Origin of the sequence: Clostridium minihomine (assembly GCF_900240385.1) — a bacterium.
Lineage (GTDB): Bacteria > Bacillota > Clostridia > Oscillospirales > Acutalibacteraceae > Faecalispora > Faecalispora minihomine.
The window spans coordinates 230,638-255,899 of record NZ_OEQH01000005.1; the positions used below are offsets into that span (position 1 = coordinate 230,638).

Annotated in this window: 21 protein-coding genes and 1 tRNA gene; 4 read left to right on the top strand and 18 right to left on the bottom strand. The window is 45.3% G+C overall.

The features are described from left to right. The first annotated feature begins 86 nt into the window (after window positions 1–86). Both C1A02_RS12450 and C1A02_RS12455 read left to right on the top strand, forming a co-directional pair. Window positions 87–1,526 (top strand): aminoacyl-histidine dipeptidase, encoded by a 1,440-nt coding sequence (locus C1A02_RS12450; RefSeq protein WP_101698556.1) that lies wholly within the window; start codon window positions 87–89, stop codon window positions 1,524–1,526. 311 nt (window positions 1,527–1,837) lie between these two features. After that, window positions 1,838–2,026, top strand: coding sequence for a hypothetical protein (locus tag C1A02_RS12455; protein WP_101698557.1), 189 nt, complete (start codon window positions 1,838–1,840; stop codon window positions 2,024–2,026). Between the two features lie 82 nt (window positions 2,027–2,108). Here the strand turns inward: C1A02_RS12455 and C1A02_RS12460 are convergent, their stop codons facing one another. Then, complete coding sequence (locus C1A02_RS12460; protein WP_101698558.1) at window positions 2,109–2,933, bottom strand: undecaprenyl-diphosphate phosphatase; 825 nt, start codon at window positions 2,931–2,933, stop codon at window positions 2,109–2,111. A 684-nt stretch (window positions 2,934–3,617) separates the two neighbouring features. On the opposite strand from C1A02_RS12460, the gene C1A02_RS12470 reads away from it, so the two are divergent. Next, window positions 3,618–4,193: a 5-formyltetrahydrofolate cyclo-ligase gene (locus C1A02_RS12470; RefSeq protein ID WP_101698560.1), complete on the top strand. Its 576-nt coding sequence runs from the start codon at window positions 3,618–3,620 to the stop codon at window positions 4,191–4,193. Between the two features lie 204 nt (window positions 4,194–4,397). Here C1A02_RS12470 and C1A02_RS12475 read toward each other — a convergent pair whose 3' ends face one another. From C1A02_RS12475 to C1A02_RS12520, 10 genes are all read right to left on the bottom strand, one after another. Next, complete coding sequence (locus tag C1A02_RS12475; protein WP_101698561.1) at window positions 4,398–5,186, bottom strand: ABC transporter ATP-binding protein; 789 nt, start codon at window positions 5,184–5,186, stop codon at window positions 4,398–4,400. Window positions 5,187–5,212: 26 nt separating this feature from the next. Next, window positions 5,213–6,265 (bottom strand): FecCD family ABC transporter permease, encoded by a 1,053-nt coding sequence (locus C1A02_RS12480; protein WP_101698562.1) that lies wholly within the window; start codon window positions 6,263–6,265, stop codon window positions 5,213–5,215. A gap of 2 nt (window positions 6,266–6,267) precedes the next feature. Beyond that, window positions 6,268–7,320, bottom strand: a complete 1,053-nt coding sequence (locus C1A02_RS12485; protein WP_101698563.1) for a FecCD family ABC transporter permease — start codon at window positions 7,318–7,320, stop codon at window positions 6,268–6,270. Further along, on the bottom strand, window positions 7,317–9,095 hold the full coding sequence (locus tag C1A02_RS12490; RefSeq protein WP_243578012.1) for an ABC transporter ATP-binding protein: 1,779 nt from the start codon (window positions 9,093–9,095) through the stop codon (window positions 7,317–7,319). Before C1A02_RS12490 ends, C1A02_RS12485 begins: the two co-directional genes overlap by 4 nt. Window positions 9,096–9,218: 123 nt before the next feature. Next, window positions 9,219–10,187 carry an ABC transporter substrate-binding protein gene (locus C1A02_RS12495; RefSeq protein ID WP_164997213.1) on the bottom strand — a complete coding sequence of 323 codons (969 nt, stop codon included), beginning with the start codon at window positions 10,185–10,187 and terminating at the stop codon, window positions 9,219–9,221. A 102-nt stretch (window positions 10,188–10,289) separates the two neighbouring features. After that, a complete protein-coding gene (locus tag C1A02_RS12500) occupies window positions 10,290–11,114 on the bottom strand; it encodes an AraC family transcriptional regulator (RefSeq protein WP_164997214.1) in 825 nt (274 codons plus the stop codon). Between the two features lie 49 nt (window positions 11,115–11,163). Next, window positions 11,164–12,156, bottom strand: coding sequence for an ABC transporter substrate-binding protein (locus tag C1A02_RS12505; protein ID WP_101698565.1), 993 nt, complete (start codon window positions 12,154–12,156; stop codon window positions 11,164–11,166). Window positions 12,157–12,327: 171 nt separating this feature from the next. Beyond that, window positions 12,328–13,320: an ABC transporter substrate-binding protein gene (locus tag C1A02_RS12510; protein ID WP_101698566.1), complete on the bottom strand. Its 993-nt coding sequence runs from the start codon at window positions 13,318–13,320 to the stop codon at window positions 12,328–12,330. Between the two features lie 230 nt (window positions 13,321–13,550). Then, window positions 13,551–14,378 carry an AraC family transcriptional regulator gene (locus tag C1A02_RS12515; protein WP_101698567.1) on the bottom strand — a complete coding sequence of 276 codons (828 nt, stop codon included), beginning with the start codon at window positions 14,376–14,378 and terminating at the stop codon, window positions 13,551–13,553. A gap of 22 nt (window positions 14,379–14,400) precedes the next feature. Beyond that, on the bottom strand, window positions 14,401–15,237 hold the full coding sequence (locus tag C1A02_RS12520; protein ID WP_243578013.1) for a helix-turn-helix domain-containing protein: 837 nt from the start codon (window positions 15,235–15,237) through the stop codon (window positions 14,401–14,403). Between the two features lie 360 nt (window positions 15,238–15,597). Here C1A02_RS12520 and C1A02_RS12525 point away from each other — a divergent pair, with 360 nt between their 5' ends. Further along, the gene (locus C1A02_RS12525) at window positions 15,598–15,789 is read left to right on the top strand and encodes a hypothetical protein (RefSeq protein ID WP_101698569.1); all 192 of its coding nucleotides are present in this window, start codon (window positions 15,598–15,600) and stop codon (window positions 15,787–15,789) included. A 130-nt stretch (window positions 15,790–15,919) separates the two neighbouring features. Here C1A02_RS12525 and C1A02_RS12530 read toward each other — a convergent pair whose 3' ends face one another. The 7 genes from C1A02_RS12530 to C1A02_RS12560 form a co-directional block, all read right to left on the bottom strand. Beyond that, the gene (locus C1A02_RS12530) at window positions 15,920–18,202 is read right to left on the bottom strand and encodes a hemoblobin-interacting domain-containing protein (protein ID WP_101698570.1); all 2,283 of its coding nucleotides are present in this window, start codon (window positions 18,200–18,202) and stop codon (window positions 15,920–15,922) included. Between the two features lie 528 nt (window positions 18,203–18,730). Next, window positions 18,731–20,707: an ABC transporter permease gene (locus C1A02_RS12535; RefSeq protein ID WP_101698571.1), complete on the bottom strand. Its 1,977-nt coding sequence runs from the start codon at window positions 20,705–20,707 to the stop codon at window positions 18,731–18,733. Further along, entirely contained in the window at window positions 20,700–21,467 is a 768-nt protein-coding gene (locus C1A02_RS12540; protein ID WP_101698572.1) for an ABC transporter ATP-binding protein, read from the bottom strand. Before C1A02_RS12540 ends, C1A02_RS12535 begins: the two co-directional genes overlap by 8 nt. 115 nt (window positions 21,468–21,582) lie before the next feature. Beyond that, window positions 21,583–22,590: a sensor histidine kinase gene (locus tag C1A02_RS12545; protein WP_101698573.1), complete on the bottom strand. Its 1,008-nt coding sequence runs from the start codon at window positions 22,588–22,590 to the stop codon at window positions 21,583–21,585. Between the two features lies 1 nt (window position 22,591). Then, entirely contained in the window at window positions 22,592–23,263 is a 672-nt protein-coding gene (locus tag C1A02_RS12550) for a response regulator transcription factor (protein ID WP_101698574.1), read from the bottom strand. Window positions 23,264–23,683: 420 nt separating this feature from the next. Then, a tRNA-Leu gene (locus tag C1A02_RS12555) sits at window positions 23,684–23,770 on the bottom strand. A 300-nt stretch (window positions 23,771–24,070) separates the two neighbouring features. After that, complete coding sequence (locus C1A02_RS12560) at window positions 24,071–24,865, bottom strand: class I SAM-dependent methyltransferase (RefSeq protein ID WP_164997215.1); 795 nt, start codon at window positions 24,863–24,865, stop codon at window positions 24,071–24,073. Window positions 24,866–25,262 lie beyond the last annotated feature (397 nt).

Sequence of the window (25,262 nt, forward strand, 5' to 3'; positions counted from 1 at the left end):
CGGATGATTGGCGGTTCAATCACTGGTTGAGTCTGCCGAAAATGTATATACCGTTTATCATAGTAAATCGTAAAGGAGCGAGTGTCATGGGAGTATTAGAACATTTGGAACCCCGCAGTGTTTTTCATTTTTTTGAAGAGATTTCTGCGATTCCGAGAGGATCAACGAACACCAAAGGCATTAGTGACTGGTGTGTAGCCTTTGCAAAAGAGCGTGGGCTGGAATATTATCAAGATAGCTTCAACAATGTGATTATCATCAAAGAAGCGACAGCAGGGTATGAAAAAGCCGAGCCGATTATTTTGCAGGGACATTTGGATATGGTTTGCGAAAAGGCCCCGGATTGCACCAAGGATATGGAGAAGGAAGGCCTTGACCTGATGGTGGATGGCGACTTTATCCGGGCAAAGGGCACAACGCTGGGCGGTGACAACGGAATTGCGGTTGCCATGGCTTTGGCCGTGCTTGATTCCAAGGAATTGTCCCATCCCCGTGTAGAAGTTATTCTTACCATTGATGAGGAAATCGGTATGCTGGGGGCCGTTGAACTGGACTTGTCCCCTTTAAAAGGAACCAAGCTTATCAACATTGATTCCGAAGAAGAGGGAATTTTCACCGTTAGCTGCGCCGGCGGAAATATGACCCGCTGCCGTTTGCCTTTGCAGAGAGCTCCCTTTGCCGGAACTGTGCTGAAAGTTACAGTGGGCGGCCTGTTGGGCGGCCACTCTGGCGCTGAGATCGATAAAGGACGTGCAAACGCCAGCATGCTGCTGGGCCGCTTGTTGTTTGCGGCACAGAAAAAGTCCGAATTCCGTTTGGTGGCGGTTGAGGGCGGCAAAAAGGATAATGCCATCCCGCAGGAGTCCTATGCTTTGCTGGTGGCTTCTGATGCCGATTCCATCGGCGCTGTGGCAGAAGAGATGGAAGCGGCTTTCAAACATGAATACCTGAGCACAGATTCTGGTGTGTTTGTCAAAGTGGAAGCAGCCCGGACAGAACAGCTGCCTATGGACGAAAGCTCCACCTTGAAAACCGTTAACCTGCTCACCTGCATGCCGAATGGAATTCAGGCAATGAGTGCCGACATTGCCGGACTGGTTCAAACCTCGCTGAATTTGGGCGTGTTGGTAACCGAAGAGAAAGAGCTGTTTGCTTCTTTCTGCATCCGCAGCAGTGTGGCTACCCAAAAGCAGATGTTGGTTGACCGCCTTGCCTGCCAAATGCAGTTGTTAGGCGGCAGTATTGAGATTTCAGGGGATTATCCCGCGTGGGAATACAAACAGGAATCGTCTTTGCGCAATCTGATGGTTGAGGTTTTCCAAAAGCAGTATGGCCGTGATCCAGAGATTTCGGCAATCCATGCCGGATTAGAATGCGGCATGTTTATGGGCAAACGCCCGGAACTGGATTGTGTGTCAATTGGACCGGACATGTGGGAAGTTCATACTTACCGTGAAAGCATGAGTATTTCGTCAGTTCGTCGTGTGTGGGAATACCTTACTGAGCTTCTGAAATGCTCGAAATAAAATAGAATCAGGCTATTTCCGATTGCAATGGGAGATAGTTTTAAAAGAAAACAGGATGCCTTCTAAACCAGAAGGCATCCTGTTTCTATGTTAATATAAAAAGAAAGTTTGGCAATAGAAAGTGCTTTTCTCCATGCAGTTTCTTTGCGCAGCATTTCGGCGGTTTTGCTATCTTCATGCCATCATTACAAAATCGGAAAGCCCGCAATTGGTGGCTTTCCGGTGAAGAGCCTTATGAAGTCTTTTAGTGCCAAAGTTCTCGTTTATCACTAAAAAGTGCCCCTAGCATATGATATGGCGAGGTGACATGTATGGCCAATTACTGTGTTCCGGGCGAAGATTTAGTGCTGATTGCTTCTTCCATTGCCGTCTCGCTGGCAAATGGGCGCAGCACGGACGAAGTGAACGTCTTGGGCAATTTGCTTCAGGCAATTGGTGAGAATCTGTCGCTGATCGCTTCTCAAAGAAGTGCTTGTGAAGGCTGGACTTCGAATAAATAACGCATCTTCTTGCCGGCTGATTTGCTTTGGCTGGTATGGGGGAGAGCACACAGGTTTCCCTTTTTTATCGAGGAAGCACAGATTATTTTGAAAATAGAAATATCGCTGCCACGATAACACCAAGAACAATTCGATACCAACCAAATACTTTAAAGTTGTGACGTTTGATGTATACGGTTAAAAATCGAATGGCAAGAATAGAGACGAAAAAAGCCACAATGGTTCCTGTCAATAAAACGGCGATTTCCAAGCTTGTGCCTGGCAGGCCAAGCTTTGCTGTTTTTAGCAGACTGGCGCCAAACATCACCGGGATTGCCAAATAAAAGGTGAATTCAGTGGCTGCCACTCTAGAAGTGCCAAGAAGCATGGCTCCGATAATCGTTGCCCCGGATCGGGACGTGCCGGGGATGAGCGCCAGTACTTGAAATATCCCAATCAGAAGTGCAGTTCGATAATCAATTTGATGAACCTCTTTGATTTTGGGGGTTCGATCCATAGTCTTGTTTTCAATCAGAATAAATAAAATACCATATAAAATCAATGTAAAGGATACGGTTTGATAGTTATAAAACAGGCTGTCGATCCAATCATCCAGCAAAAGACCGATGATAGCTGCCGGAATGCATGCAAACAGTATTTTTCCCCAAAGAGACAGGATGTCTTTTTTTACATGAAGCTTTCCTTCGTTGGAGAAGGGCAATAGCTTTTTCCAATAAAATGTGATTACTGCAAAAATTGCCCCAAGCTGTATCACCACAAAGAACAGTTCTTTAAACTCTTGAGACGCATTTAACTTTAAGAATTCATCTAATAGAATCAAATGTCCCGTGCTGCTGATGGGCAGCCATTCGGTAATCCCTTCTACGATTCCCAAAAGGATGGCTTTTAAAATTTCTATCATGTCCATATAACGATTCGAGCTCCCATTCTATCAATCAAAAATTTCTGTATGTTGGAAGGACAAGCCGAAATTACTTTTTCTGTTTGGCTTGATATCAAAGGAACTGCTGTTTGGGGATCCCTTATTTTTTTCCACTTGATATTCCTCCATTCTTGGTAAGATTGTTCTTCGATATTTTGGGATGGGTTGTTTCATTTCTCTTTTGCTGCCCGGTAATTTTGATTTTATGGAATCTTTTTCCCATCTTGTTCGGGCTGGATGTTTGCTTTAATGATTTGCTTCTAATTTTTATCCCACGATATCATACCATTTTTTCGGGGCTCAGAAAACCATTCACAGAAAAGTTTACAGTTCTGACACGGACGGCCGCTTTATAACTTGATAAGAATAAATAAAACAGAAAATGTTTGTGGCACAAAGGGGAAAATCAAAGATTATTTTCTCGTTTATTCCTGCTGATCCGGTTCCTTTTTCCGTTTTTATCCGTTATAATAAAAACAAAGAATTTTGCCTTTTTGTGTGCAAATCAAGACAGTTTTCATTCTTTGTTAGTCAGAATATGAACCGGGTTTTTGGGATCCGCTGTTTCCGGTTTTTGTTATTTTAAGGGGAGAAAAACGTGTTTGGGCATAGCTGGAACTCAACTTTATTTTCGTATTTTTAAAAATCATTTGGGTCAGGAGGTTCCTTATGACACTTGTGGAAGAAAAAAAATTACTTCGTACTGAAATTAAGAATCGAATCTCGAACCTTTCCGCAGAATATGTTCGCGAGTCGGACAAAGCCATTGTTCAAAACATGTTACAGCACCCCTGGTATCAAGAAGCAAACATGATTTTCTGCTTTGTGGGGACTGAGAAAGAAATTCATACAAAACTATTTCTCGAGCAGGCATTTGCCGATCACAAAAGAGTGTGTGTTCCTTTGTGTGTGGCAAAAGGAGTGATGGAGCCCCGAGAGATCGGTTCCCTTTCGGAACTTGTTCAACAAGGCCATTACGGAATTTTAGAACCGGCAAACAATAGCCGGCGTGTTTTAACCGATGAAATCGATTTGGCAATTCTTCCTTGTGTTACCTACAATAAAAAAGGGGAAAGGCTGGGGCATGGCGGCGGCTATTACGATCGCTTTTTGGAAAAGGCAGGCTTTCGCTCTATCCTTATTTGCCGGGAACAGCTTTTAAGCGAGCAAATTCCCATGGAAGAACATGATATCCGAATTCCGGCTGTCATTACGGAGCTGGGTTGCTTTTCCACCATGGAGTGATGCTGAGCTATGACATGTTTCTGTCTCAAAAAAGAGAGAAACCCAATGAAACTGAAAGGAACCGTACAAAAATCCCATGCAGGGATCTTTTGTACGGTTCCTTTATTCATTTACAATAAAGATAGTGCGTTCTAGATGCAGTTTGCGGTGTTGCATTTGAACTCAACCTGTGCTAATAATGCAGCGAATTCAGAAAGGGAAACGCTATTGCTTGATCAGGTTATAAGAAATGCAGGTGGGGCGTCCGGTATGGGGCTCCGCCATAATTTCTGCATCAATATGAAAGGTTTCTTTTAACACTTCGTGAGTCATCACTTGTTCCGGTGTGCCGTGGCAAATAATATTGCCGGAGCGGATGGCTATCATATAATCGGCAAAGCGGGCGGCCAGATTCAGATCATGAAGCACCATTACAATGGTGCAGCCCTGTTCCCGGTTGAGCCGATACAGCAGTTCTAATACTTCCAGCTGATAGGCCAAATCCAGATAGGTGGTGGGTTCATCCAGCAAAATTAAGTCGGTTTGCTGCGCAAGAGCCATAGCAATCCAAACCCGCTGACGCTGCCCGCCGGACAAATTATCTACGGCTGTTGTTTCCAAATCGGTTAGCTTTGTCACTTCCAGCGCCCAACGGATGATCTGTTTATCCTGTGGCTGTAATTTTCCGAATCCCCGCTGGTGGGGAAAGCGGCCATAAGCGACCAGTTCACCCACGGTAAGCCCTGCCGGTGCTTGGGGGGACTGAGGCAAAATGGCCATTTTCTGCGCCACTTCTTTTGTGGTAAGCTGGCGGATATCATCGCCGTTTAAATACACCATGCCGCCTTTGGGCTTTAAAATGCGCCCCACAGCTTTTAATACGGTGGATTTTCCGCATCCGTTGGGGCCGATAATGGTGGTGATTTTCCCCTGAGGGATCTGCATGTCCAAGTCATCAACCACCAGATGATCTTCATAAGAAATGGCCAGATTTTCTGCCACGATGCTGTTCATTTCACTCACTCCTTTGAAAAGGGTTTTTATGCATTGCTTTTTGCCAGCAAATAAAGGAAATAGGGGGCGCCGATGATTGCCACCATGATTCCTGTTGGGATTTCAGAGGGCTGTACGATCACCCGCGCGATGGTGTCGGCAACAGACACCAACACGGCTCCTGTCAATGCACAGGTGGGGAGAAGCACCGCATGACGGGGCCCCACCAGCCGCCGGGCCAAATGGGGGGCTATCAGCCCGACAAAGCTGATGCTGCCGCTGACGGCCACACAAGAAGCTGCCAATGCAACAGAAGCCCCCAGCAGCCTGCGCCGTTCTTTTTCTACAGAGGCACCCAGGCTGTAAGCCACGTCGTCCCCCAAGCTTAAAACATCCAATACCCGGGCTTTTGTCAAAACATAGGGGATCAGAACCAACAACCATGGCAAAAGGGCTAACACAAACTTCCAGTTGCTGCCCCAGATGCTGCCGGCTTGCCAGGTTGCCACAAAGTCAAACTGGGTTTCGTCCAGCTTGACCACCAGCACGGTAGTCAAAGCCGAAATTCCGGCCTGTATTGCCACACCGGTTAAAATTAGGCGCATGGGGGCAACGCCTTCTCCTTTTTTAAAGGCCAGTGCATAAATAGCCACGGCGGTTACCCCGGCCCCGGCCAGCGCCAGAAACGGCAAAGTAAACACGGATAAAAAGGACTGTGCACCAAAGAACAGCACATACAGAATCACCATGAGCCCTGCGCCCGCATTGATTCCCAACAGGCCGGGATCTGCCAGCGCGTTTTTCGAAATGCCCTGTATTATGCAGCCGGACAGCGCAAGCCCGGATCCCACAAGCATAGAAACCACAATACGGGGCAGCCGGAACCCGAACAGAATCAGGTTTTCTTTGCCGGTTCCCCCGCCAAACAGTGTTCTAAGGGTGTCCAGGGGCGATAGCTTTGTATATCCGGTATTCATGCTAATGAGAAAAGAAAGAACCAGCAGTATTGCGCATCCAATGACAATGGCAGCATTCCGTTTGGCTATTTTGCGCTGATAGGCTTCGTTTTTTATTTGTTGAGCAGTCATTTGCTTGTTCATCCTTAGATCGCCCTCCTTTGTTTTCGGGATAGATACAAAAAGAAGGGAACGCCCACAAGGGCAGTGAGAACGCCGATGGGGGTTTCAAAGGGGGGATTCAGCATTCTTGCGCCCAAATCTGCCAGCACCATTAAAATTGCGCCCAATACGGCAGAGGAGGGAATGATCCAACGGTAATCCACACCCACCAGATAGCGGGCCAAGTGCGGAATCATCAGCCCCACAAAGCCCACTGATCCCACAACCGAAACAGAGGCTCCCGCCAAAATCAAAACAATCAGAGAACAAAGCACATTGACGGCGATGGTATTCAGCCCCAAGCCTTTTGCCACATCTTCCCCCAGACTTAACAGGGATACCGAACGGGATAAAACAATCGCTGCCAGCAAGGCGCCCAAAATCCAGGGAGTCATAATTTGAACTTGCTCCCAATTGGAACCCGCAACTCCGCCCACTGTCCAAAACATAATATCCTGAGCCACATGAAAGTACAGGGCAATTCCCTGGCTCAAAGCGGCCAAAAGCGCACTGACTGCCGCGCCTGCCAGCACCAGGCGCATGGGGGTGGCCCCACCCCGGCGCATAGAAGCGATGCCTTGAACCAAAACGGTTCCCAGTGCTGCCCCCAAAAAGGAAAAGAGAATGATTTGAAGGTAACCCATTCCGGGGAAAAAGGCAAAACAGAGCGAAAGTGCAAAACCTGCCCCTGCGTTCAGGCCCAACAAACCCGAATCGGCCATGGGGTTGCGTGTGGTTCCCTGCATAATGGCCCCGGATACAGCAAAGGCTGCACCCACCAAAGCGCTGGCGATTACGCGGGGCAGGCGCAGATCCAGAACAATGAGGTGGTGGGTGTTTTCTTTATCAAAGCGGAACAGGGCATCCCATACCGTTTGCAGCGAAATCTCGGCTGCCCCTTTGGTGATGGAAAACGCCATCAAAAAGCAAAGCAGTCCGGATCCGCCAAACAGAATGAGCCATGCTACCCAGACCCGGCTGTTTTGTTTATGTTGTATGGTTTGAGCCGGCTGTGCCGGATTGTTCGGTGAATTCATTTTGATTTGTTGCCTCCTTGCCGCTTTGCTCCGGCCTGTGCCTGATGCAGGCGGCTATAGATTCCCCCCTGCTGTATCAGTTCTTGATGTTCTCCTTGCTCTGCAATTCCGTTTTCGCTCAGCACGATGATACGGTCGGCCTGTTGTATGGTTGCCAAACGGTGAGCAACCACCAATGTGGTGCGTCCTTTGGAAAGCTCTGCCAAAGACTGCTGAATGGCAGCTTCTGTTTGTGTGTCCAGAGAAGACGTGGCTTCGTCTAAAATCAGAATCGGTGGGTTTTTCAGAAACATTCGGGCGATGGAAAGCCGTTGTTTTTGTCCGCCGGACAGCTTTACGCCCCGTTCCCCAATGACCGTGTCCAAGCCATTCGGTTGTTGGCTGATAAATTCATCCAGCTGTGCCTGCCGGGCTGCTTCCCGAATTTCTGACTCAGTGGCATCCAGCTTTCCGAACCGAATGTTTTCCCGAATGGTGCCAGAGAATAAGAAAACATCTTGCTGCACCACGCCGATTTGCCGGCGAAGAGAAGCCAGCGTCATCTGGCGGATATCGATTCCATCAATGGTAATGCGGCCGGAATCCGGTTCATAAAACCGGGGAAGCAGGCTGCATAGTGTGGATTTCCCCGCCCCAGAGGTTCCCACAAAGGCAACGGTTTCTCCGGCATGGATGGTCAGGCTGATGTTTTCCAGCACATGGCGATTTTCTTCATAGCCGAATGTGACGGCTTCATAACGAATATCCCCTTTTAACGAGGTAACTTCCACAGCATCTTTTGCGTCCTGAATTTCCGGCTCGGTATCCAACAGTTCCACACAATTCTGAAAGCCCGCCATACCGTTAGGAAATCGAACAGAAAAAGCTGCCAGCATTCGAATGGGCGCCATGGTTACGTTTGTTAAAAGAATAAAGCGGAACAGTTCGCCGTTGCTCATCGTTCCGTTTAGGGTAAAATAACTGCCCCCCAGCAAAGCAAGAACTGGCAGAATGCTGAGAAAAACATAAGAAACCGCTTCGTTTTTTGCCGTGTTACGAAAGCCCTCTATTTTGGCTTCACAAAAACTTCGGTTATCTTCAATAAAAAGATCTCTTTGGTAATCTTCATTGGCAAAGGCCTGTACCACGCGGATGCCCCCAATGCCGTCTTCCAGACGGTTTAGAAAACCGCCGATGGCTCCAAACAGTTTTGATCTGGCTGCCACCAGTTTGTGCATATAATAGATGTTGATCATGAGCAGAACCGCTACACAAATGCTTAGAAGCAATGCCAGCTGCCAGTTAGTTCGGAACATCAGGGTCATAGAACCGAGCAAAGTGAAGGTGGCGATTAAAAAATGTTCCGGCCCGTAATGAGCCATGTTGCCCACATCCAGCAAATCGTTGGAAATCCGCGAGGCAAGCTGTCCGGTTTTATGATTATCGAAGAATCGGAAGGAAAGCTTTTGCAGGTGGGTGTAAAGTTCTGTGCGCAAATCGGTTTCAATGTACAGCCCAAGACACTCGCCCCAATAACCCACGATGTATTTCAGACCGGTGTTGATAAGATAAATTACCGTAAGGGCGGCGCAGGCAGAAAGAATCAGGTTCCAGTTTCCGGTGGGAAGGAGCGAATCCACAATGTGGCTGACGGTAACCGGAAAAAGCAGTTCCAGCAAAGCGGCCGATACGGCACAGAATAAATCCAGAAAAAATAGTCCTTTATAAGGACAGTAATATTTAAAAAATCGTTTGACAGTTTGAATCACAGCTGATTTTTCTTTCCTTTCACTCAAAATTTGTTTATCCGTTCAAAAATGCGAAGTTTTTTGAAAATAAACAGAGCGAAGCAAGGCAAAAACCGGGTGTCGTCCGCTGTCAGCGGGCTGCGCCCGGTTTTTCCTTTTTTATTTTTTAAATCAGTGATTTGTTTCTTCTACCACACGAACCACCTCATCCAAAGCCCAGTCCAGAGTCAAAACATCCCCTGCGGACAGACGTGCCCCCAAGGTATAAACATGATTGTTTTTGACTGCGGACAAAGAGTTCCAAACCGAATGATTGGTAAATTCCTGTTTCAGTTCTGGCATGCTTGCGTCGTTTACACTGGTCAGAAAAATATAATCCGGGTTATATTCGGTTAGCTGATCCAAAGACAAATTCGCCCCTGCGGTCAATTCTTTCAGGGGGGCTGCATCCGGCAGAGTCAGACCCAAGACCTCATAAATAGTTGGCCAGGTGCTGGCGGGATAAATATAGGTGGCATTTTTAGATGACAGCTGGATGAGCAGAGCGGTTTTTCCTTCCGGAATCTCATCAGACAGTTTTGACTTTACGTTTTTTGCTTTCTCTTCATAAGAGGAAATCCAAGATTCTGCCTCTTCAGCTTTTCCCAATATATCACCGATGGTGCGAAGGTTTTCAATGGCATTGCCGAAAAAAGGCCCGACAACAGTTGGGGCGATTTTACTAAGTGCTTCAATGGTATCTTCATTGGTGACATTCATGGGTGTAATGATTAGTTCCGGCTCAAGTTCCAGAATTTTTTCATAATTCAGGTTGCTTACTGCCCCCACAGATTCAATGCCCTCTTTTTGCGTTTCGTCTAAACTGGTCAGCCAGTTTTCGGCAGCACCTGCAGGTTTTATTCCCAAAGCGATGGCTTCTGCGGTCATATTAATGGTTACAATCCGCTGCGGATTCACAGGGATTTCTACCTCACGCCCAGCTTTATCCACATAGGTTTTGGTTTGTGTCGTACCGGCAGAAGAGGATTCCGACACTCCCGGGTTACTGCTTTCTGGGGAAGTGCCGGCACAGCCGGTCAATACGCCGGCCAGCAATGAGATAGAGGCAAAGATTCCGATCCATTTATTCGTTGTTTTCATATGTTTCATTCTCCTATTCGGACAAAGGTTAGCGTAACCTAACGTTATGCCTTAGTTAGTATAGCAAAAGTGCTTTTCGATTGGAATGGAATAATTCTGAATTCACCATGTATTATTCTTGAATTTGTTTCGAAACTCGCTGGGGGAAATTCCGAACTGCTTTTTAAAGGCACGGCTGAAATGATAGGGATCTGTGTATCCCACGCTTTTTGCCACAACACTGACCGTAAGAGAAAAATTCAACAGAAGTTCTTTGGCTCGGTTTAGCCGGTAAGCAATCAGATAATTCCCCGGCCCCATACCGGAGTATTTTTGAAACAAATAGGACAGGCGGTTTTCGTTTACCTGATAGTGCTTGGCCAGCGCACCCACAGAAAGAGGATCCATATAATTCTCGTGGATATAGGCTATGATTTGATCAAACAAAACCTGTGTTTCATTGCTGTTTGAGCGGTGAACACTGCGAAATAACTCGTCCAGTACACAGCGGAACAGCATTTCGGTGCGAAAGGCATAAATGCCGCCGGGTCGGCTGGAAATCTGCCACAAGCGTTCCAGCAGTTCCATGAGCCGGGGGCTCTGACCGGTTTGCAGTTCAAAGTGAGAAGAAAGCAGAGAGAAATCTTTCGGTTCGCTGCCGCAGATGCTGTAAAGCACCAAAAGGTATTCCCAGTTTTCCTTCCCGACCACCCGGCGGCTTAACTGCAGATTTGCACCGCCATGAACCACATTCCCCGGCGCAAGAAGATAAGGGGTTCCGTCAAATACAAATTCTGCTTTGCCGCTCAGCGGAAATACAAATCCGGGGCAGGGATCGGACTGACTGCTGTAATACATGCCAGGTTCCCGAACGAATCGGTGCACCAGCTCAACCCGAAAGGCGGTGTGCGCAAAGTGTTCGGCCAGTGTGTTCATGTCCAGTTTCACTTTGGGTTCCTCCTTCCGGGTGCTGCTTTTCTATTCGGCTGGGGTTCATTTATTCTTTCTGTAAACTATTTACCACAAAATCAACACCGTATTGAGTGGCAATGGGGGAGTTAAAAGCAAAAATGGAACGATCGGTCTGATAGATATTTCCCTTTTGAATGGCTGAGATGGAAGTCCATACGGAATTTTTGTTCAGCTCTTCTAACCGTTGTTTTGCGGTTTCATCGCCATAGTCGGTCATCAAAAAGATATGATCCGGATTGCATTCCGCCAAAGTTTCCAGCGAGATTGGATCAGAACGATTGGTCACCACCGGATAAGCTTCGGGCGCTGTCAGACCCAGTCCGCTTTTTTCATCGTATACCACTTGAAGTTGAGATACGCTGTAGGGCCATATGGTCTTATCGTTGATCGAAATAAAAATTAAAGTTTCTCCTTTGGAACGAAAATCCTGAAGCTTTTTGGCTGAATCTGAAACAGTGGTTTCCACTTTGGCAATGGCGGCATCTGCCTCGGCTTCTTTGCCCAAAAGTTTTGAGAATTCTGCCACGCCATATTTCCAGTCGGAATTGATCTGGTTATAGTCCAGAACAACGGTGGGGGCAATTTTAGAAAGTTCTGCATAGATATCTTCGTGCAGGGGAGCGGCAAGAATCAAATCTGGCTCTAATTCCAGAATCTTTTCCAGATTGGGGGCAGTTGGACTTCCGACATCAACAATGGATTGGTTAGAGGTATAATCCCGATAGGCAGCCCATTGATTGAGCAATGTATCGGCAGATGCAACGCCCACGGGTGATACCCCAAAAACATACAGATAATCTGGGTACATGGCATGAAACACAGAAACCACCCGCTTCGGCTGCTGTTCCAAAACTACCTCATGGCCCAAAGAATCCACATAGGTGTTGGGGAATGAGGTTTCGCTGGCAGAGGGTGTGCTTTCGTTCGCTGAGGGATTTTCTGTGGATGGCTTAGCGCATCCAGCCAACAGCCCTGTCAAAATGGCAAGTGAGACCATCAGTCCCATAAATCGTTTCATACTAGATTCCTCCAATGTTATTTTAGTTAGGTTTGGCTAACTTGTACCAAGCCAGTATAGCAAAGGATAAAAAGGATTGGAATGGGGCTGTTTACAAAACACCATGGACTTTTGCCGGAAAACAATAGGCCAATCCGTACCAAGCATAGACATGGCAAGTTACAGAAAAGATTATTGGGAATCTACATTTTTGACAATGGTTTCAATTGCAAGCTGCACACCCAAAGGTGAACCGGTAACACAAGAGGCATCCAGAAAATAAACATTCCCATTTTGTACGGCTTTCAGGGATTTCCAGACCGATGATTCCTCGGTGGTTTTGTGCAAATAAGTCTGCTGATATCCCGTTTCTTCCGAGCCAAGCTGTCCCACAATGAAAATAGAATCCGGATTCCAATCTGCCATGGTTTCCAGTGAGATTTGGCCGTATTTTTCCGGGTATCCTGCCGGAGCAGTTAGGCCAAGCCCGTTTTCTGTGTCAAAGAAAGATTGCTGAGAGGTTGCTTTGGATCCAAAAGCGCCAAACGTATTTTTCTCTTGAGACCAGGCGATCACAAAGGTTTTGTTGCGATAAGCAGAAAGCTTTTCTCGCGATGTTGTCATCAGAGCATCCACTTGCTGAATGTATTCTTCTGCTTCTTTTTCTGCACCTAAAAATGCCGCATAGTCATTCAGATTATCTTTCCAGTCTGTGCTGTCAAACAACAGGGTGGGGGCGATTTGATTGAGTTCCTCATATCGTTCCGTAAAGAAGGCAGTGCCCACGATGAAATCGGGTTCTGCTTCCAGAATTTTTTCCAGATTCGGTTCTCTTGGATTTCCCAAATCAATAATTTCTGCTTCTTTGGCGTATGGCTGAAGTGTGCCGAATCCATTCATCGCAGTGGTTGCCCACCCGGCGGCGACTGGGGGACTCCCCAGCACAATCAGGGGTTCTATGTGGCCAAAGTATAAGCAGACAATGCGCTGCGGCTTCTGTTCTAAAGTAATTGTATGTCCAAAATCGTCTGTTACGGTTCTGGGCCATGCAGATTCAGAATCGTCATTGCTTGTTTGTGCCATGCTGGCTTCCATCTGGCTGTTTTCAGCGGGTGTCCCGGTGCATCCGGACAGAATTCCGGTAAAAAGCGCAAAGGACAAAATCAGTCCCATTCGTTTTTTCATGATATATTCCCTCCATTTTGTTTTTTTTGGTTAGATGTCGCTAACTTATCACAAGCCAGTATACCAAACCGAAAAATAGATTGGAATGGAATGAATGCCCGAATCCTATGGAATTTTTCCCGACTGTTTATACAAGGTAGTGGTTGAGGAGAAAAACACAATTTTTTAGAGCTGTTTGCTATTTGGGAAACGGAAACAATTGGGGGAAGAATCTTTGCACTTAAAACATTTTACATGCGGTTTTGGGTATGTATCCGGAATTCAGAGGGAGAGATTCCGGTCTTTTTGCGGAATACTTTGCTAAAATAAAGATTATCAGTGTATCCCACACACTCCGCCACTTGTTTTATGGGGCAGGAACAGGTGCGCAGCAGTTCTTGGGCATGCTGAATACGAAGTTCAGACAAATAGCGGGAAGGATTCACACCCATATGTTTGCGGAACAATTCAGCAAACTGCCTTCCGTTTAGCCGGTATTGTTCCGCCAGCTGGGTAATAGAAAGCGGCTGCGAATAGTTCTCCTGCAGAAAAACGGCGGCATCTTCCATCAAGCTGCCATGATTCTCACGATGCTGCCGTTTGGCGGATAACAAAATTTCTTCCAGCAACTGGTGAAACAGAGAGCGGCTGCGCAGCGCCGCCATGCTGCCGGGTGCTGCATCACTGGCCAAAAGCTGCCGGGTCATATCGATGATTCGGGAGTTGATTCCGATTGGAAGATTAAAATGAGTATGATAAAAAGGGGAAGACTGATGTTTTTGATCGGGAATTCGATAATGAATCAAAGCATAATGCCATTTTTTGTTTCCGATGACTTCTTTGTCCAGCCGCATGCCGGGGCCGGCGTGAATCAGCATACCGGGTTCCATCACATAAGGTGTGCTGTTTAGTGTAAAACAGGCGCTGCCTGCCAAAGGGATTACCAGGCCGCATACATTTTGAGCTGTGGATCCGTTGGACAGTGCGTTCCCCGGAACAACACAGTCTTCAAACGTATCAGAAAGGGACAGATTTGCGGTTGCATAGTAATCCGTCAGGTCACTCAGGTCAATCTTCATGCCGTCTGTTGACTCCTTTGCATTAAATGCGGTTTCTCATAGATTCTCGATATTCCGAAGGGGAAAAGCCGGTTTGCTTTTTGAATGCTCTGCTGAAATACAGGCTATCTGCATAGCCGACACTTTCTGCCACTTGTTTTACCGGGCACTCACAAATGTGCAGCAGTTCTTTTGCCTTTCGCATTCGGCATTCAATTAAGTATTGAATGGGACTCATTCCCACATGGCGCTCAAATAAATACGAGAGCCTTCGCCTATCTATTTCATATCGTTCCGCAATTTGAGAAACCGTCAGCAAGGTTGCGTAATTTTGCCGAATGTAATCCATAATCTGTTCAATTTGAAGGGTATCATCGTTTACTGTTTGCCTTTTGGCTAAAGTGAAAAATTCCCCCAACAGATTGCTGAATAAAATCTTAGACTGAAAGGCTGCCAGCGCACCGGGAATGGATTGCTGAGAAAGCAGCTGCTGAATTAAATCGGTAATTTTAGCGTTTTCACCGGTAGAAAAGGAAAAGTGAGATTGGAAAAAAGGAAATCTTTTTATTTCATTTATAGGAATTCGGTAATGAATAACAGCAAACCGCCAAGGTTCGCGGCCTGCTCCCTTTATGTTCAGGTTCATACCCGGGCCTGCGTGAACCACTATGCCGGGTTTCATCAAATAAGAAGTGCCGTTTAGGGTAAAATGTGACATTCCGGCAAGGGGAATAGCCAGTCCACCATACAGTGCATTGGTTTTTCGGTGAATGCCCGGTTTGCCCGGTAAGGCTTGTTCCAGAAAGATTCCCACAAACGACCAGTTTGCTTTTGCGTAATAATCAATTATGTCATTGATGTTTCTTTCCAACAGGTTCACCTCGTTGCGCCCAAATCAGTTGTAAGCGGGCCGGACTCTATTGTATTTGACACAAAAAATGGTCTATCCGTTTTCTGTTTTGGAAAAAGAAAAAGTTAGACACAGCTAACTTTTATATAGTATCATAATTATTTCTATTTTACAAGAGAAGCAAACATAGACAGGACTTCGAAAAAAGGTGAATAAAATTTAGTTTAGAGGGGTGATGCTACACTTGCCATTCTTTCATTTTTGGTGTGTCTGTTAAAATCAAAACAGGCTGGAATCGCCGGAATAACAGCTGGCTTTCTGACAGAATATTTTTCAAAGGGGATGTATGTTTGTCCGGATCCCTTCATATAGATTTCATGGGGTGTTTTTTTGCCACATCTAAAAGATATTCCAGGGGAGACACTTGCCTATTTGGCCACTACTACAGCCATTGCCATATCACAGGATTTTGATCTGGATGATCTAGCTATTTTATCCAGCTTCTTTGGCGCAATTGGTTCCAATTTAAGCATCATTGCCGCTCAAAGAGGTGCACAAAAGGGGATTATTATAGATCCATAACTGGTATCAATGGCTGTTTACTTTTGGGGTATGACAGAAAGAGCGAATCTGAAAATCAAAAAAAACCAGCTGTAAAACAGCTGGTTTTTTCGCCGAAAGCAACAAGTGTTGTTTTTTAATAAAAGGGGAATTAGCCTTCTTCAGACAAGTCTTCCGATTCCGAAGATTCCTCGATAGAAGGGCTTACTTCTTCGGTGGATTCCTCGATGGTGGTTTCTTCTTCTATGTCATCAGATTCTTCTACAATCGGTGTTTCTTCCGTTTCTTCTTCCTCTTCAATTAAAACAATTTCGGAAGTATCTTCTTCCTCTAACACAAAAGAATCCGGCTCTTCTGTCACTGCCATGGATTTTCCGGTTGCTTCCGGTTCTGCCAAGCGGGGAATTTCAAGAACAATATCTACATATTCCGGGTTAGAGAGCACCAGTATGTTGGTTTCTTCTGTAAAATACTGGAAGGGAATGGCAAGACCGAATCCGGAAGAGTTTATGTTTGTGAAGCTTTCTCCGTTTAACGTGGCGGTTACATTATCGGCAAAGCTAAAATCGGTATATCCATCGCTGCGGAAGGAAAGAATCAATTCTTTATACCAATTGTTTTCACTTTGAACGGCCTGCGCCTCTTTCAGAATGATGAAGGTGGCGGTGACATCATCATAGCCCTGCGCCTGAATGGTCAGCCTGTTCTTTCCGGGATCTTCAAAGTAATCACCTGCAACCACAATGGTGTCGCCCTGAATTTGATAATTTACCTCTTTGGTGTGCTGGCGGGGATAGGTCAATACAATTTTGGTAATATTCTCTTTCCAGTTGTCGTATCCGGCATCGAACAGGATGGCGACATCTTTGCCCTGCAGCGTGTTTTCTACTGTGATCTGAGGTGCTTCATCGGGGACGATGATTTCGTCAGGGCAGGTAATGCTCAGCACTTGGGTGCTGTAATATTTGGTTTTGTCTGTGATGCGCAGAGTATAGGTTTCGCCGGGAGTAAAGTTCTTTGCTAGAATCTCAATTCCGCCCCAAGAGGGTTTCAGGACAAAGTCTTCGTTTTCTACCAGTTTTCTGTCATTCAGTTCAAAGATACATTCTTGTCTGAGATATACAGATACGCTGCTTTCTGCCTCGACGATTTCCAGACTATTATTGCCTTGTGTCAGCCACTTGGTGCTGAGTTCCGGCGCTTGTACGCGGGGGCTGAAGTTTACCCAAACCGGATTATATCCGGGCACCGATACAATTACCTGATACAAAGAATAATTGTAAAGGGATGTTGTTTCGGGAATTGCCAGAATAAAGCGGTTGTTTTCCAGATCTTTTTCCAAAGTCCACCCGCGCATCTGGAAGGGAACTTCATTGGGGAACATGATATTGTACTGATAGGTGATGTGTTCCTCTTTCAGATCATTGAGCCAGTCTTGGGAATTTTCACCCACAGCATCAATGACGAGCGGAACACCGTATCCCTCAACCATTTCAATTGCTGCAATGGCCGGTGCAATTTTTGGCATGACAAAATCATTGGGTGTGGTGAAGTGAAGCGTTACATTCTGATAGCCTTGGGCAGTTAAAACAATGGTGTTTTCGCCGATGTTCAGAAACTTATAGGGGACCTGTACCTGAGTAAGAGAATACGGGCCGCACTCTGCTTTGCGCTCAACACCGTTGACATAGATTGCGTCCAGATTCTCACTGTAATAGAACAGGTAGTCCAGATCCTTAATTTCCATGACCGCCACACAGGTAACGTCATCCCATTTTAACTGAATTTCGGGTCCTTTTTCCCCAGTGTTTTCTGGGATATCGGTGTTGCCGTTATTACCTTCAGAGCCACCGGGATTAGTACTTTCACCGGGATTGGTGTTTTCATTAGAACCACCGGGATTGGTGTTGCTGCCAGTGTTGCTGCTGCTTTTTCCGCCGCTGCTTTTTTTGCTGCTTCCGCCGCCGGAAGAGCTGCCGGTGGGAATGACATCATTGCCGGGAGCAGAAATAACGTCTTGAGCAGGAGGGGTTGTATCCACAACGGGAGCGACCAAAGGAACTTGGGGCTCCACAATGTTCTGCTGCTGTGCAGGAGCCGTATTTGGGGACACGGCAGAGTTTTTAGAACCAGCAGAGTTTTTAGGATTGGAGGCTACAGCAGGTTGTCCCTTTGCTGCGGCAGCCGGAACCACTGAGTCTGCTATGATTTCGAGCTCGGCTTCTTCGGTTGTTTGTGCTGCAATGTTTTCTTCGGTGTCAGGTTCTTCTGCCAGCGGAATTTCTGTTTCTTCCGCTGTAATAATTTCTTCGGCCTGTGATATTACCGATGTGGTTTCTTCCACTGTTTTTTCGTTGTTTGGCCACACAAAAAAAACCAGCAAAAGTGCAAACAATGCCGCACCTGCTCCAAACCAAACTTTCTTTTTTATCACAAAAACTCCTCCTCGTTTTTAGCATTTGCCACAGATTCCGCAATTCGGTCGGCAAAAGCATGTGATTCTTCTTCTTTTTGTTCTTCCGGGGCGCGTTCGAAAGCGTATGTTAGTTATATCTAACATACGCTGATGGTATAATCTCGTTTTGCTGTTCTGCCGGGGGGACTCCCCTGAAATTGTCTGTGTTTCCCCCTTTCTTAATTCAATTAACGAGAATGTTAGTTATTACTAACATTCCAAACTATACAGAAAATAATACCAATAGTCAATATCCAGTTTTGAGCAAAGGAATGTGAAAACTGGTACTATTGTAGGAAATAGTGCAACTTTTTTTAGCGGATTTTAAAGTATTTAAAAGAAAATACAGGGTTTTGCAGGCTTTTAGAAGAGCGGAATTTTAGAAGATTATTATCTGAAAGTGATCAAATGAAAAAAGGATCTGGCTTTTCATGCCAGATCCTTTTAGACCGTAATGGGGGCTGTGTTTCGAGAAGCAACTTCTCATGGTTCTTGAATCAATCAAAATCAGCTGACGATTTTATAATACGTTTTTGCTGTTGCTGCATAAATAAGGGTGTAGAATACCGCAAAAACCAGCAGGCATCCAATGGTGCAGTAAGTGAACAAGGCCGTATTCGTCAGGCCTAAAGCAGACAAAAGCAGTGTGACCACCGGGAAAGAAAAGGCAACATGAACAGCGGCAGTGATAAGGGGAAGGAAGAATACCGTCAGCACTTGTGAGTGAATGGATTTTTTGACTTCTGCATGGCTCATGCCCACTTGCTGCATGATTCGGAACCGTTCTTTATCCTCATAACCTTCAGAAATCTGCTTGTAGTAGATAATCAGAATGGTTGCCATTAAAAACAGAATTCCCAAAAAAATTCCTATGAAAAACAGTCCGCCATAAGCGCCGAAAACTTCTTGTGTATTATTGTCGCGGGACTGCAAAGAGCCTTGGAAGTGAAATGGTTCCATCGTGTCTATCCATTGCTGGATGGCGGTTTGGACAGTGGAAGAGTCGGCGTCCAAATCAAATCCGTATATGGTTTGAATTCTGGATTCGTCTTGAGGGGATACTTGCTGAAACTGTGAGTCTAATTGTTTTAAAACAGAAGCATCCTTTACAAACACCACATAGGTGTTTAGCGAGCGGGAAGCAAGGATTGGGGAATCCTTTAATTCATCCAGCTTTTGGGTGATCTGAAATTCCTGATCCCAGATTTTTAAAGTATTCGGCTGATAAGTGGATTGACTGGAGTAAAGCAATGCTTCCCCGGGGTTTAGGGTCAGTGATGTTCCGGCCGAACGGTTATAATCATCCACGGGAACAAAAAACATCAAGTTCATATTGTTGACATCCCCATTGGGCTGGCTCAACTGGAACTCATTTTCCTGACGGTTTGTGGTAACGATTAAATAGGTGTATTCCACTGGGTTTTCTGCTGTCAGGCTGTTTTTTTCCAGAGTGTTATCGATCCACTGGTGCATGATCTCTTGGGAATCGGGAGCCGTATTATTTGCGGTAATCAGAATCCTTTTTGGATACATGGTGTGGATAATGTCGTCAAGCCCCATGTAAAGCGACAGTGTGGTGGAAACCGTGACCAGAACCATAGTCGACAGAATACAAATATTGGCCAGACCCGCCGCATTTTTTTTCATCCGATACATCATACCGGACACGGAAATAAAATGCTTGGTGCGGTAATAGTAGTTTTTATTTTTGCGCAGCAGCTTTAAAAGAGCAATGCTGCCTGCGGTAAACAGGCAATAGGTGCCGAAAATCACCAGAATAACGGCCATGAAAAAGCGATAAAGTGCAGCTACGGGATTTGTAGTTGTTACGGAAATAAAGTATCCGGCTCCCAAAAGGATCAAACCAATCAGAGCCAAAATCCACCGGGCTTTGGGTTCTTTTTCTCCTACAGCACCGCCGTGCAGCAGCTCGATGGGGTTGGAAAGATGAATTTGGCGCAGACTGTTGAGCAAGATTAAAAGAAAAATTCCGGCAAACAGAGCGCAGGAAATTCCCAGTGAAGAAAGCGAAAAGTCAAATCCCAGCGGGATATCGGCATTCATCACTTTCAGCACGGCTAGATACATCAGTTTGTACAGCAAAATTCCAATCAGTAAGCCCGAAATCAGGCTGATGATACCGATAAAAGCGGTTTCCCATCCAATAATACGAGAGATATGCCTTTTTTCCATTCCAAGAATATTGTATAGGCCAAACTCTTTTTTTCTGCGTTTCATCAAAAAACTATTGGTATAAAACAGAAAGATAACAGAAAAGATTGCGGTAATCCAGGACCCAAGACTTAAAATGATCGTCATGGTTCCTCCGCCATGGATTTGCTGCAATCCCGGGTTGCGGGATAAAGCCAGAATCATGTAATACATGGCGATGGTGCCGATACAAGTCAGGATGTAGGGAAAATAGGTTTTGCTGTTTTTTCGAATATTGATTGCCGCCAGTTTGGGATAAAAAGCTTTACTCATTTCTGGCACCGCCTGTCGCAATCATCGTCAGGGTATCCGAAATTTTTTGAAACATGGTTTCTGTGCTGGAAGAACCCTTATACAGCTGATGATAAATTTCGCCGTCTTTAATAAACAGTACCCGTTTGGCACTGCTGGCGGCTTTGATGCTGTGTGTTACCATCAAAATGGTCTGGCCGCTTTCGTTAATCTCAGAAAAAATACGCAGAAGTCCATCGGTTGCGCGGGAATCCAGCGCGCCGGTGGGTTCGTCTGCCAGAATCAGCTGTGGGTTGGTAATCAGAGCACGGCAAACGGCGGCTCGCTGTTTTTGTCCGCCCGAAACTTCATAAGGATATTTTTCTAAAAGCTCTAAAATTCCCAACTTTGCTGCCAAAGGCTGAAGTCTGCGGTTCATCTCGTCATAGGTTTTCCCGGATAAAACAAGGGGAAGAAAAATATTATCTTTTAAAGAAAAAGTATCCAAAAGATTAAAATCCTGAAAAACAAACCCCAAATTATCCCGCCGAAAAGCAGAAATTTCTTTTTCTTTTAAATCCGGCAGGCTTTTTCCGTTCAAAAGCACCTCGCCGCTGGTGGGTTTGTCCAAAGCAGCCAAAGTGTTCAGAAGCGTGGTTTTTCCCGAACCGGATTCGCCCATGATGGCGACATATTCACCCTGTTCTACCGAAAAAGTGACGTTGGACAAGGCTTGCACGTGATTTCCGCCAAAGCGGGTTGTATATACTTTTTTTAGGTTGTTTACTTCTAAAAGGGTCATAGGTTATTTTCCTCCTTTGTGGTTTCCTTGTCCAGTATAGCAAAAAGGAGAAATGGGCTGCCATTGCTTTGGCTTACATTTCTCCCGCTGTTCTTACATTTTTGAAAGACCGAATTTATTCCCCGCGCAGGTCCAGTGTATTTAAATCCAAAATTACTTTGGTTCCCTGGCCGGGGGTAGATTCAATGGAAATTGTGTGCGACAGTTTTTTGCAGATTTGTTTGCACAGATACAAACCCAGCCCGGTGGCTTTTTTGTCGGTGCGTCCATTGTATCCGGTAAAGCCCTGTTCAAAAATACGGGGAAGATCCTCCGGCGCGATTCCGATGCCCGTATCCTCAATGACCAAAATGTTTTCTGCTTGCAGATAAATGGAGATACTGCCGGTCATCGTGTATTTCAGTGCATTGGATAAGAGCTGCTCGATGACGAATACCAGCCATTTTTCATCGGTTAATACTTGGCAGTCCATCGGCTGCAGGTTCAGGCGGATCTTTTTGTGAATAAACAGGGGGGCATATTTTCGAACAGCTTGTTTTACCAGTTTTTCCAGAGGATGGCGACGAAATACAAAATCGGTACTGGTGCTGTTCAGGCGAAGATAAGACAGAACCATTTGGACATATTGTTCAATTTTAAAAAGTTCAGCCAAAAGCTGGCTGTTTTGTTCGCTTTCTTCTTCTTTTAGCAGCAGTCGCATAGCGGCGATAGGGGTTTTAATTTGATGTGCCCAAAGGGTGTAATAATCCACCATATCTGTAATTGCACTGTCGGCCCGGTAGCTTTGCCGCGCGCTTTCTTTCATCATGACGGCAATCAAATCGTGATAATCCTGATCCACAGCGTTGTGGGGTTCTGGTAATTGACCCAAAAGAAAAATGACCCGGTGCCTTAGTTCCAGCAACTGAAGCCGCTGTTTATAATAGCGCAAAAAATCGACTAAAGCGAAAACAGCCCCCAAACAAAGGCATAAAATAGCTGCATAAAATACCGCTTCAGTTTCCAAACGGTACAACGAAAAGACAAGGCCGAAGATCAGAATGAATGAAAACAACAGAAAAAGCAGTTTGGCATGTCCCCGAAAATAATCCCATACAGCGTCCCAAAAACTTAGTTTCTCCATCTTACTGCACCAAATATCCAATTCCCTTGCGGGTAGAGATAAAGTCGGTTAGCCCGGTTTCTTCCAGTTTGCGTCGCAGCCGTGTCATATTGACGCTCAAAGCGTTTTCGTCCACAAAACTGTCCGTTTCCCAAAGCTTGGTCATCAGGGTTTCGCGGCTGACTACCTTTCCTTTGTTTTGCAGAAGAGTCTGCAAAAGTTTATACTCATTTTTGGTCAGTTCGGTTTTGTTTCCCTGATAGGTTAGCGTGGCGTCGCTGGTGTTCAGAATGGCCCCCCGATGTTCCATCAGGCCGGTTTGGCCGACAAAATCATAGGCGCGGCGCAGGACAGCCTGCACTTTGGCAGTTAATACTTCCAGATCAAAGGGCTTGGCAATAAAATCATCCCCGCCCATATTCATTGCCATTACAATATTAATATTGTCTGAAGCCGAAGAAAGGAAGATAATCGGCACTTTGGAAAGCTTTCGGATTTCATTGCACCAGTGATATCCGTTAAAAAACGGCAAAGAAATATCCAGCAGAACCAGCTGAGGCTGAAACTCTGCAAATTCCGCCAGAATATTTTGAAAATTGGTTGCGCATTTTACCTCGCATCCCCATGTGGCGATATGTCTTTCAATAGAAGATGCGATCACAGCATCGTCTTCCACAATCAATATTTTATACATATAAATCACCGGACCTTTCGCAACGAGTATACCATTTTGTGACAGGAAAATACAAATAAAAAAAGAATCATTTGGCCGGATTAAGGCACCGAGAAAAAGAAACTTTCTTTATCTTTACCCGTTTCTTACAAGAAACCAGAAAGAAATCGGAGCCGGAAAATTCGTGCTGATTTCGTATCATTTGGTTTCTCATCAAGAAGCAATTAGCAGTTGCTTTTCTGATCTGGCAGGATGGACATCCAGAGTTTAATAAGGCCGGTGTGCAGAAAAAGCAAAATGATAAAATCATTGCATCTGATCATTTTTGGGTTCTTAGGCTGTTTTTCTGGATGCGCCTGATTCTATGAAAATACAATTTAAAAGAATTTTTACAGATAGAAAAAACCACTTATAACGATTGTTATAAGTGGTTTTTATTTTTGGTGCGAGGGAGGAGACTTGAACTCCTATGAACTTGCGTTCACTAGAACCTGAATCTAGCGCGTCTGCCAATTCCGCCACTCTCGCGAGTTTTTTTCGCAATCCCTTGACTGCTTGAGTATTATAACATGGGTCTAATGGTTTGTCAACAAAATACTAAGAGAAATTTCAAATTATTTCTAAATCCCTTTTTTCTCTCATAATAGCTATCTGTAGCGGTGTGACGTTTGAAAAACACGATAGAATGTTTGGGTAACGTTGGGTCATTTTTAGAGGGTAGAAAGACACTGAAAAGCAGTGCCTTTCTACCCTTTTTAAAACAAAATCAGTATAGAAAAACGAAACTTTTGCTAGTTGAGTTTCTTTGTTTTGAGAAATTTTCTATTCTTATTTTTTGCCCCAAATAAGCCCCATGTTTCCGGCTACCATCGGCGTTTTTAACAGCAAGGGAACAAAATTATTTTGCCGGGTATCCACAAAATGAAGTTCTTGCACCTCTTTTGAAAGTTCGGCAAGAAGAGCATCTAAGTCCGGATAATGTTTGACTGAGTAAAAGATATCCTCAAAAGCAAAAGGCGCACCGGGCTTTAGCACCCGCAAAGCTTCTCGAATCAAAGCCAGTTTGTCCGGCTGGCTGCGCACCTCGTGAAATACAAAATTGCTGACTGCCGCATCAAAATGTGCATCGGGAAAATCAAGCTGGGCCGCATCCCCTTTTTGAAAAGAAGTCTGTTTTATAACGCCCTCTAATGCTGCATTGGTTTCACATTGGCTTTGAGCATAGTCCCACTCGTTCCCCCAGTAGTCGATCCCTACCACGTGAGCCTGCGGGTATTTCTTGGCCGCTTTTATTGTTAATGCACCGCTGCCGCATCCAATGTCCAGCAATTGTCCATTTCCGTCCCAAGAAAGAAAATGAAGGACATTGTCTAAAATTTTTCCCTGTATGCCGCCGCCTTGATAAGAAAGCAGCCTGCGGGCACAGATTAGATAACCAAAAACCAACAGGCAAAATGCAGCGGCTGCTGCCATTAAGACCTGAAAAACGGTTATTAACAGCCCACTGGGCAGCAGAAAACTCAAGAAAAACAGCAGAGCAAGAATCCCGCCGGTCAGGCCGGGGGCCAGGGCAACTTTCAGGGGGATCCAATTGGCATAATCAATCTTTTTTGATTCTTTCATCATTTCTTCCTCCGCTTTGGTCTGCCTGAACTTGCGTGTTCATACAGCACTCAATTTTCTATGTAGTAAAAAACAACAACACAGCAGAGTTTGGGCTTTCACAGGCTTTTCGGATATTTGTTTTTAGCCGTAAACAAACCAAGTTGCCGCGTTTGTTAGCTTAATCTAACTTATAGTTTACTACTGATTTGCTGAGAAATCAATATGAAAAGAAAAAAGCACAAAACATTTACATCTTTGCCTGATATAGAAAGAAACAAAGTTGGTTTTTTACGCCGCCGCATAGAACAAGGCCGTTGCGAAAATGATTACCATAGATTCCAGCCAATCTGTACGAAAGAGCGGGTTGAGCTATTGCAAGGCTCCTTAAAAAGTTGATATGCAAATTATTTTGGTG

Excerpts from the sequence above, each read along its gene's own strand:
- C1A02_RS12505 (WP_101698565.1), bottom strand. The coding sequence starts at position 12,156 with ATGAAACGATTTATGGGACTGATGGTCTCACTTGCCATTTTGACAGGG.
- C1A02_RS12535 (WP_101698571.1), bottom strand. The coding sequence starts at position 20,707 with ATGAGTAAAGCTTTTTATCCCAAACTGGCGGCAATCAATATTCGAAAA.
- C1A02_RS12460 (WP_101698558.1), bottom strand. The coding sequence starts at position 2,933 with ATGGACATGATAGAAATTTTAAAAGCCATCCTTTTGGGAATCGTAGAA.
- C1A02_RS12510 (WP_101698566.1), bottom strand. The coding sequence starts at position 13,320 with ATGAAAAAACGAATGGGACTGATTTTGTCCTTTGCGCTTTTTACCGGA.
- C1A02_RS12495 (WP_164997213.1), bottom strand. The coding sequence starts at position 10,187 with ATGAAAACAACGAATAAATGGATCGGAATCTTTGCCTCTATCTCATTG.
- C1A02_RS12480 (WP_101698562.1), bottom strand. The coding sequence starts at position 6,265 with ATGAACAAGCAAATGACTGCTCAACAAATAAAAAACGAAGCCTATCAG.
- C1A02_RS12485 (WP_101698563.1), bottom strand. The coding sequence starts at position 7,320 with ATGAATTCACCGAACAATCCGGCACAGCCGGCTCAAACCATACAACAT.
- C1A02_RS12475 (WP_101698561.1), bottom strand. The coding sequence starts at position 5,186 with ATGAACAGCATCGTGGCAGAAAATCTGGCCATTTCTTATGAAGATCAT.
- C1A02_RS12560 (WP_164997215.1), bottom strand. The coding sequence starts at position 24,865 with ATGAAAGAATCAAAAAAGATTGATTATGCCAATTGGATCCCCCTGAAA.
- C1A02_RS12545 (WP_101698573.1), bottom strand. The coding sequence starts at position 22,590 with ATGGAGAAACTAAGTTTTTGGGACGCTGTATGGGATTATTTTCGGGGA.
- C1A02_RS12515 (WP_101698567.1), bottom strand. The coding sequence starts at position 14,378 with ATGAAGATTGACCTGAGTGACCTGACGGATTACTATGCAACCGCAAAT.
- C1A02_RS12455 (WP_101698557.1), top strand. The coding sequence starts at position 1,838 with ATGGCCAATTACTGTGTTCCGGGCGAAGATTTAGTGCTGATTGCTTCT.
- C1A02_RS12450 (WP_101698556.1), top strand. The coding sequence starts at position 87 with ATGGGAGTATTAGAACATTTGGAACCCCGCAGTGTTTTTCATTTTTTT.
- C1A02_RS12550 (WP_101698574.1), bottom strand. The coding sequence starts at position 23,263 with ATGTATAAAATATTGATTGTGGAAGACGATGCTGTGATCGCATCTTCT.
- C1A02_RS12540 (WP_101698572.1), bottom strand. The coding sequence starts at position 21,467 with ATGACCCTTTTAGAAGTAAACAACCTAAAAAAAGTATATACAACCCGC.
- C1A02_RS12470 (WP_101698560.1), top strand. The coding sequence starts at position 3,618 with ATGACACTTGTGGAAGAAAAAAAATTACTTCGTACTGAAATTAAGAAT.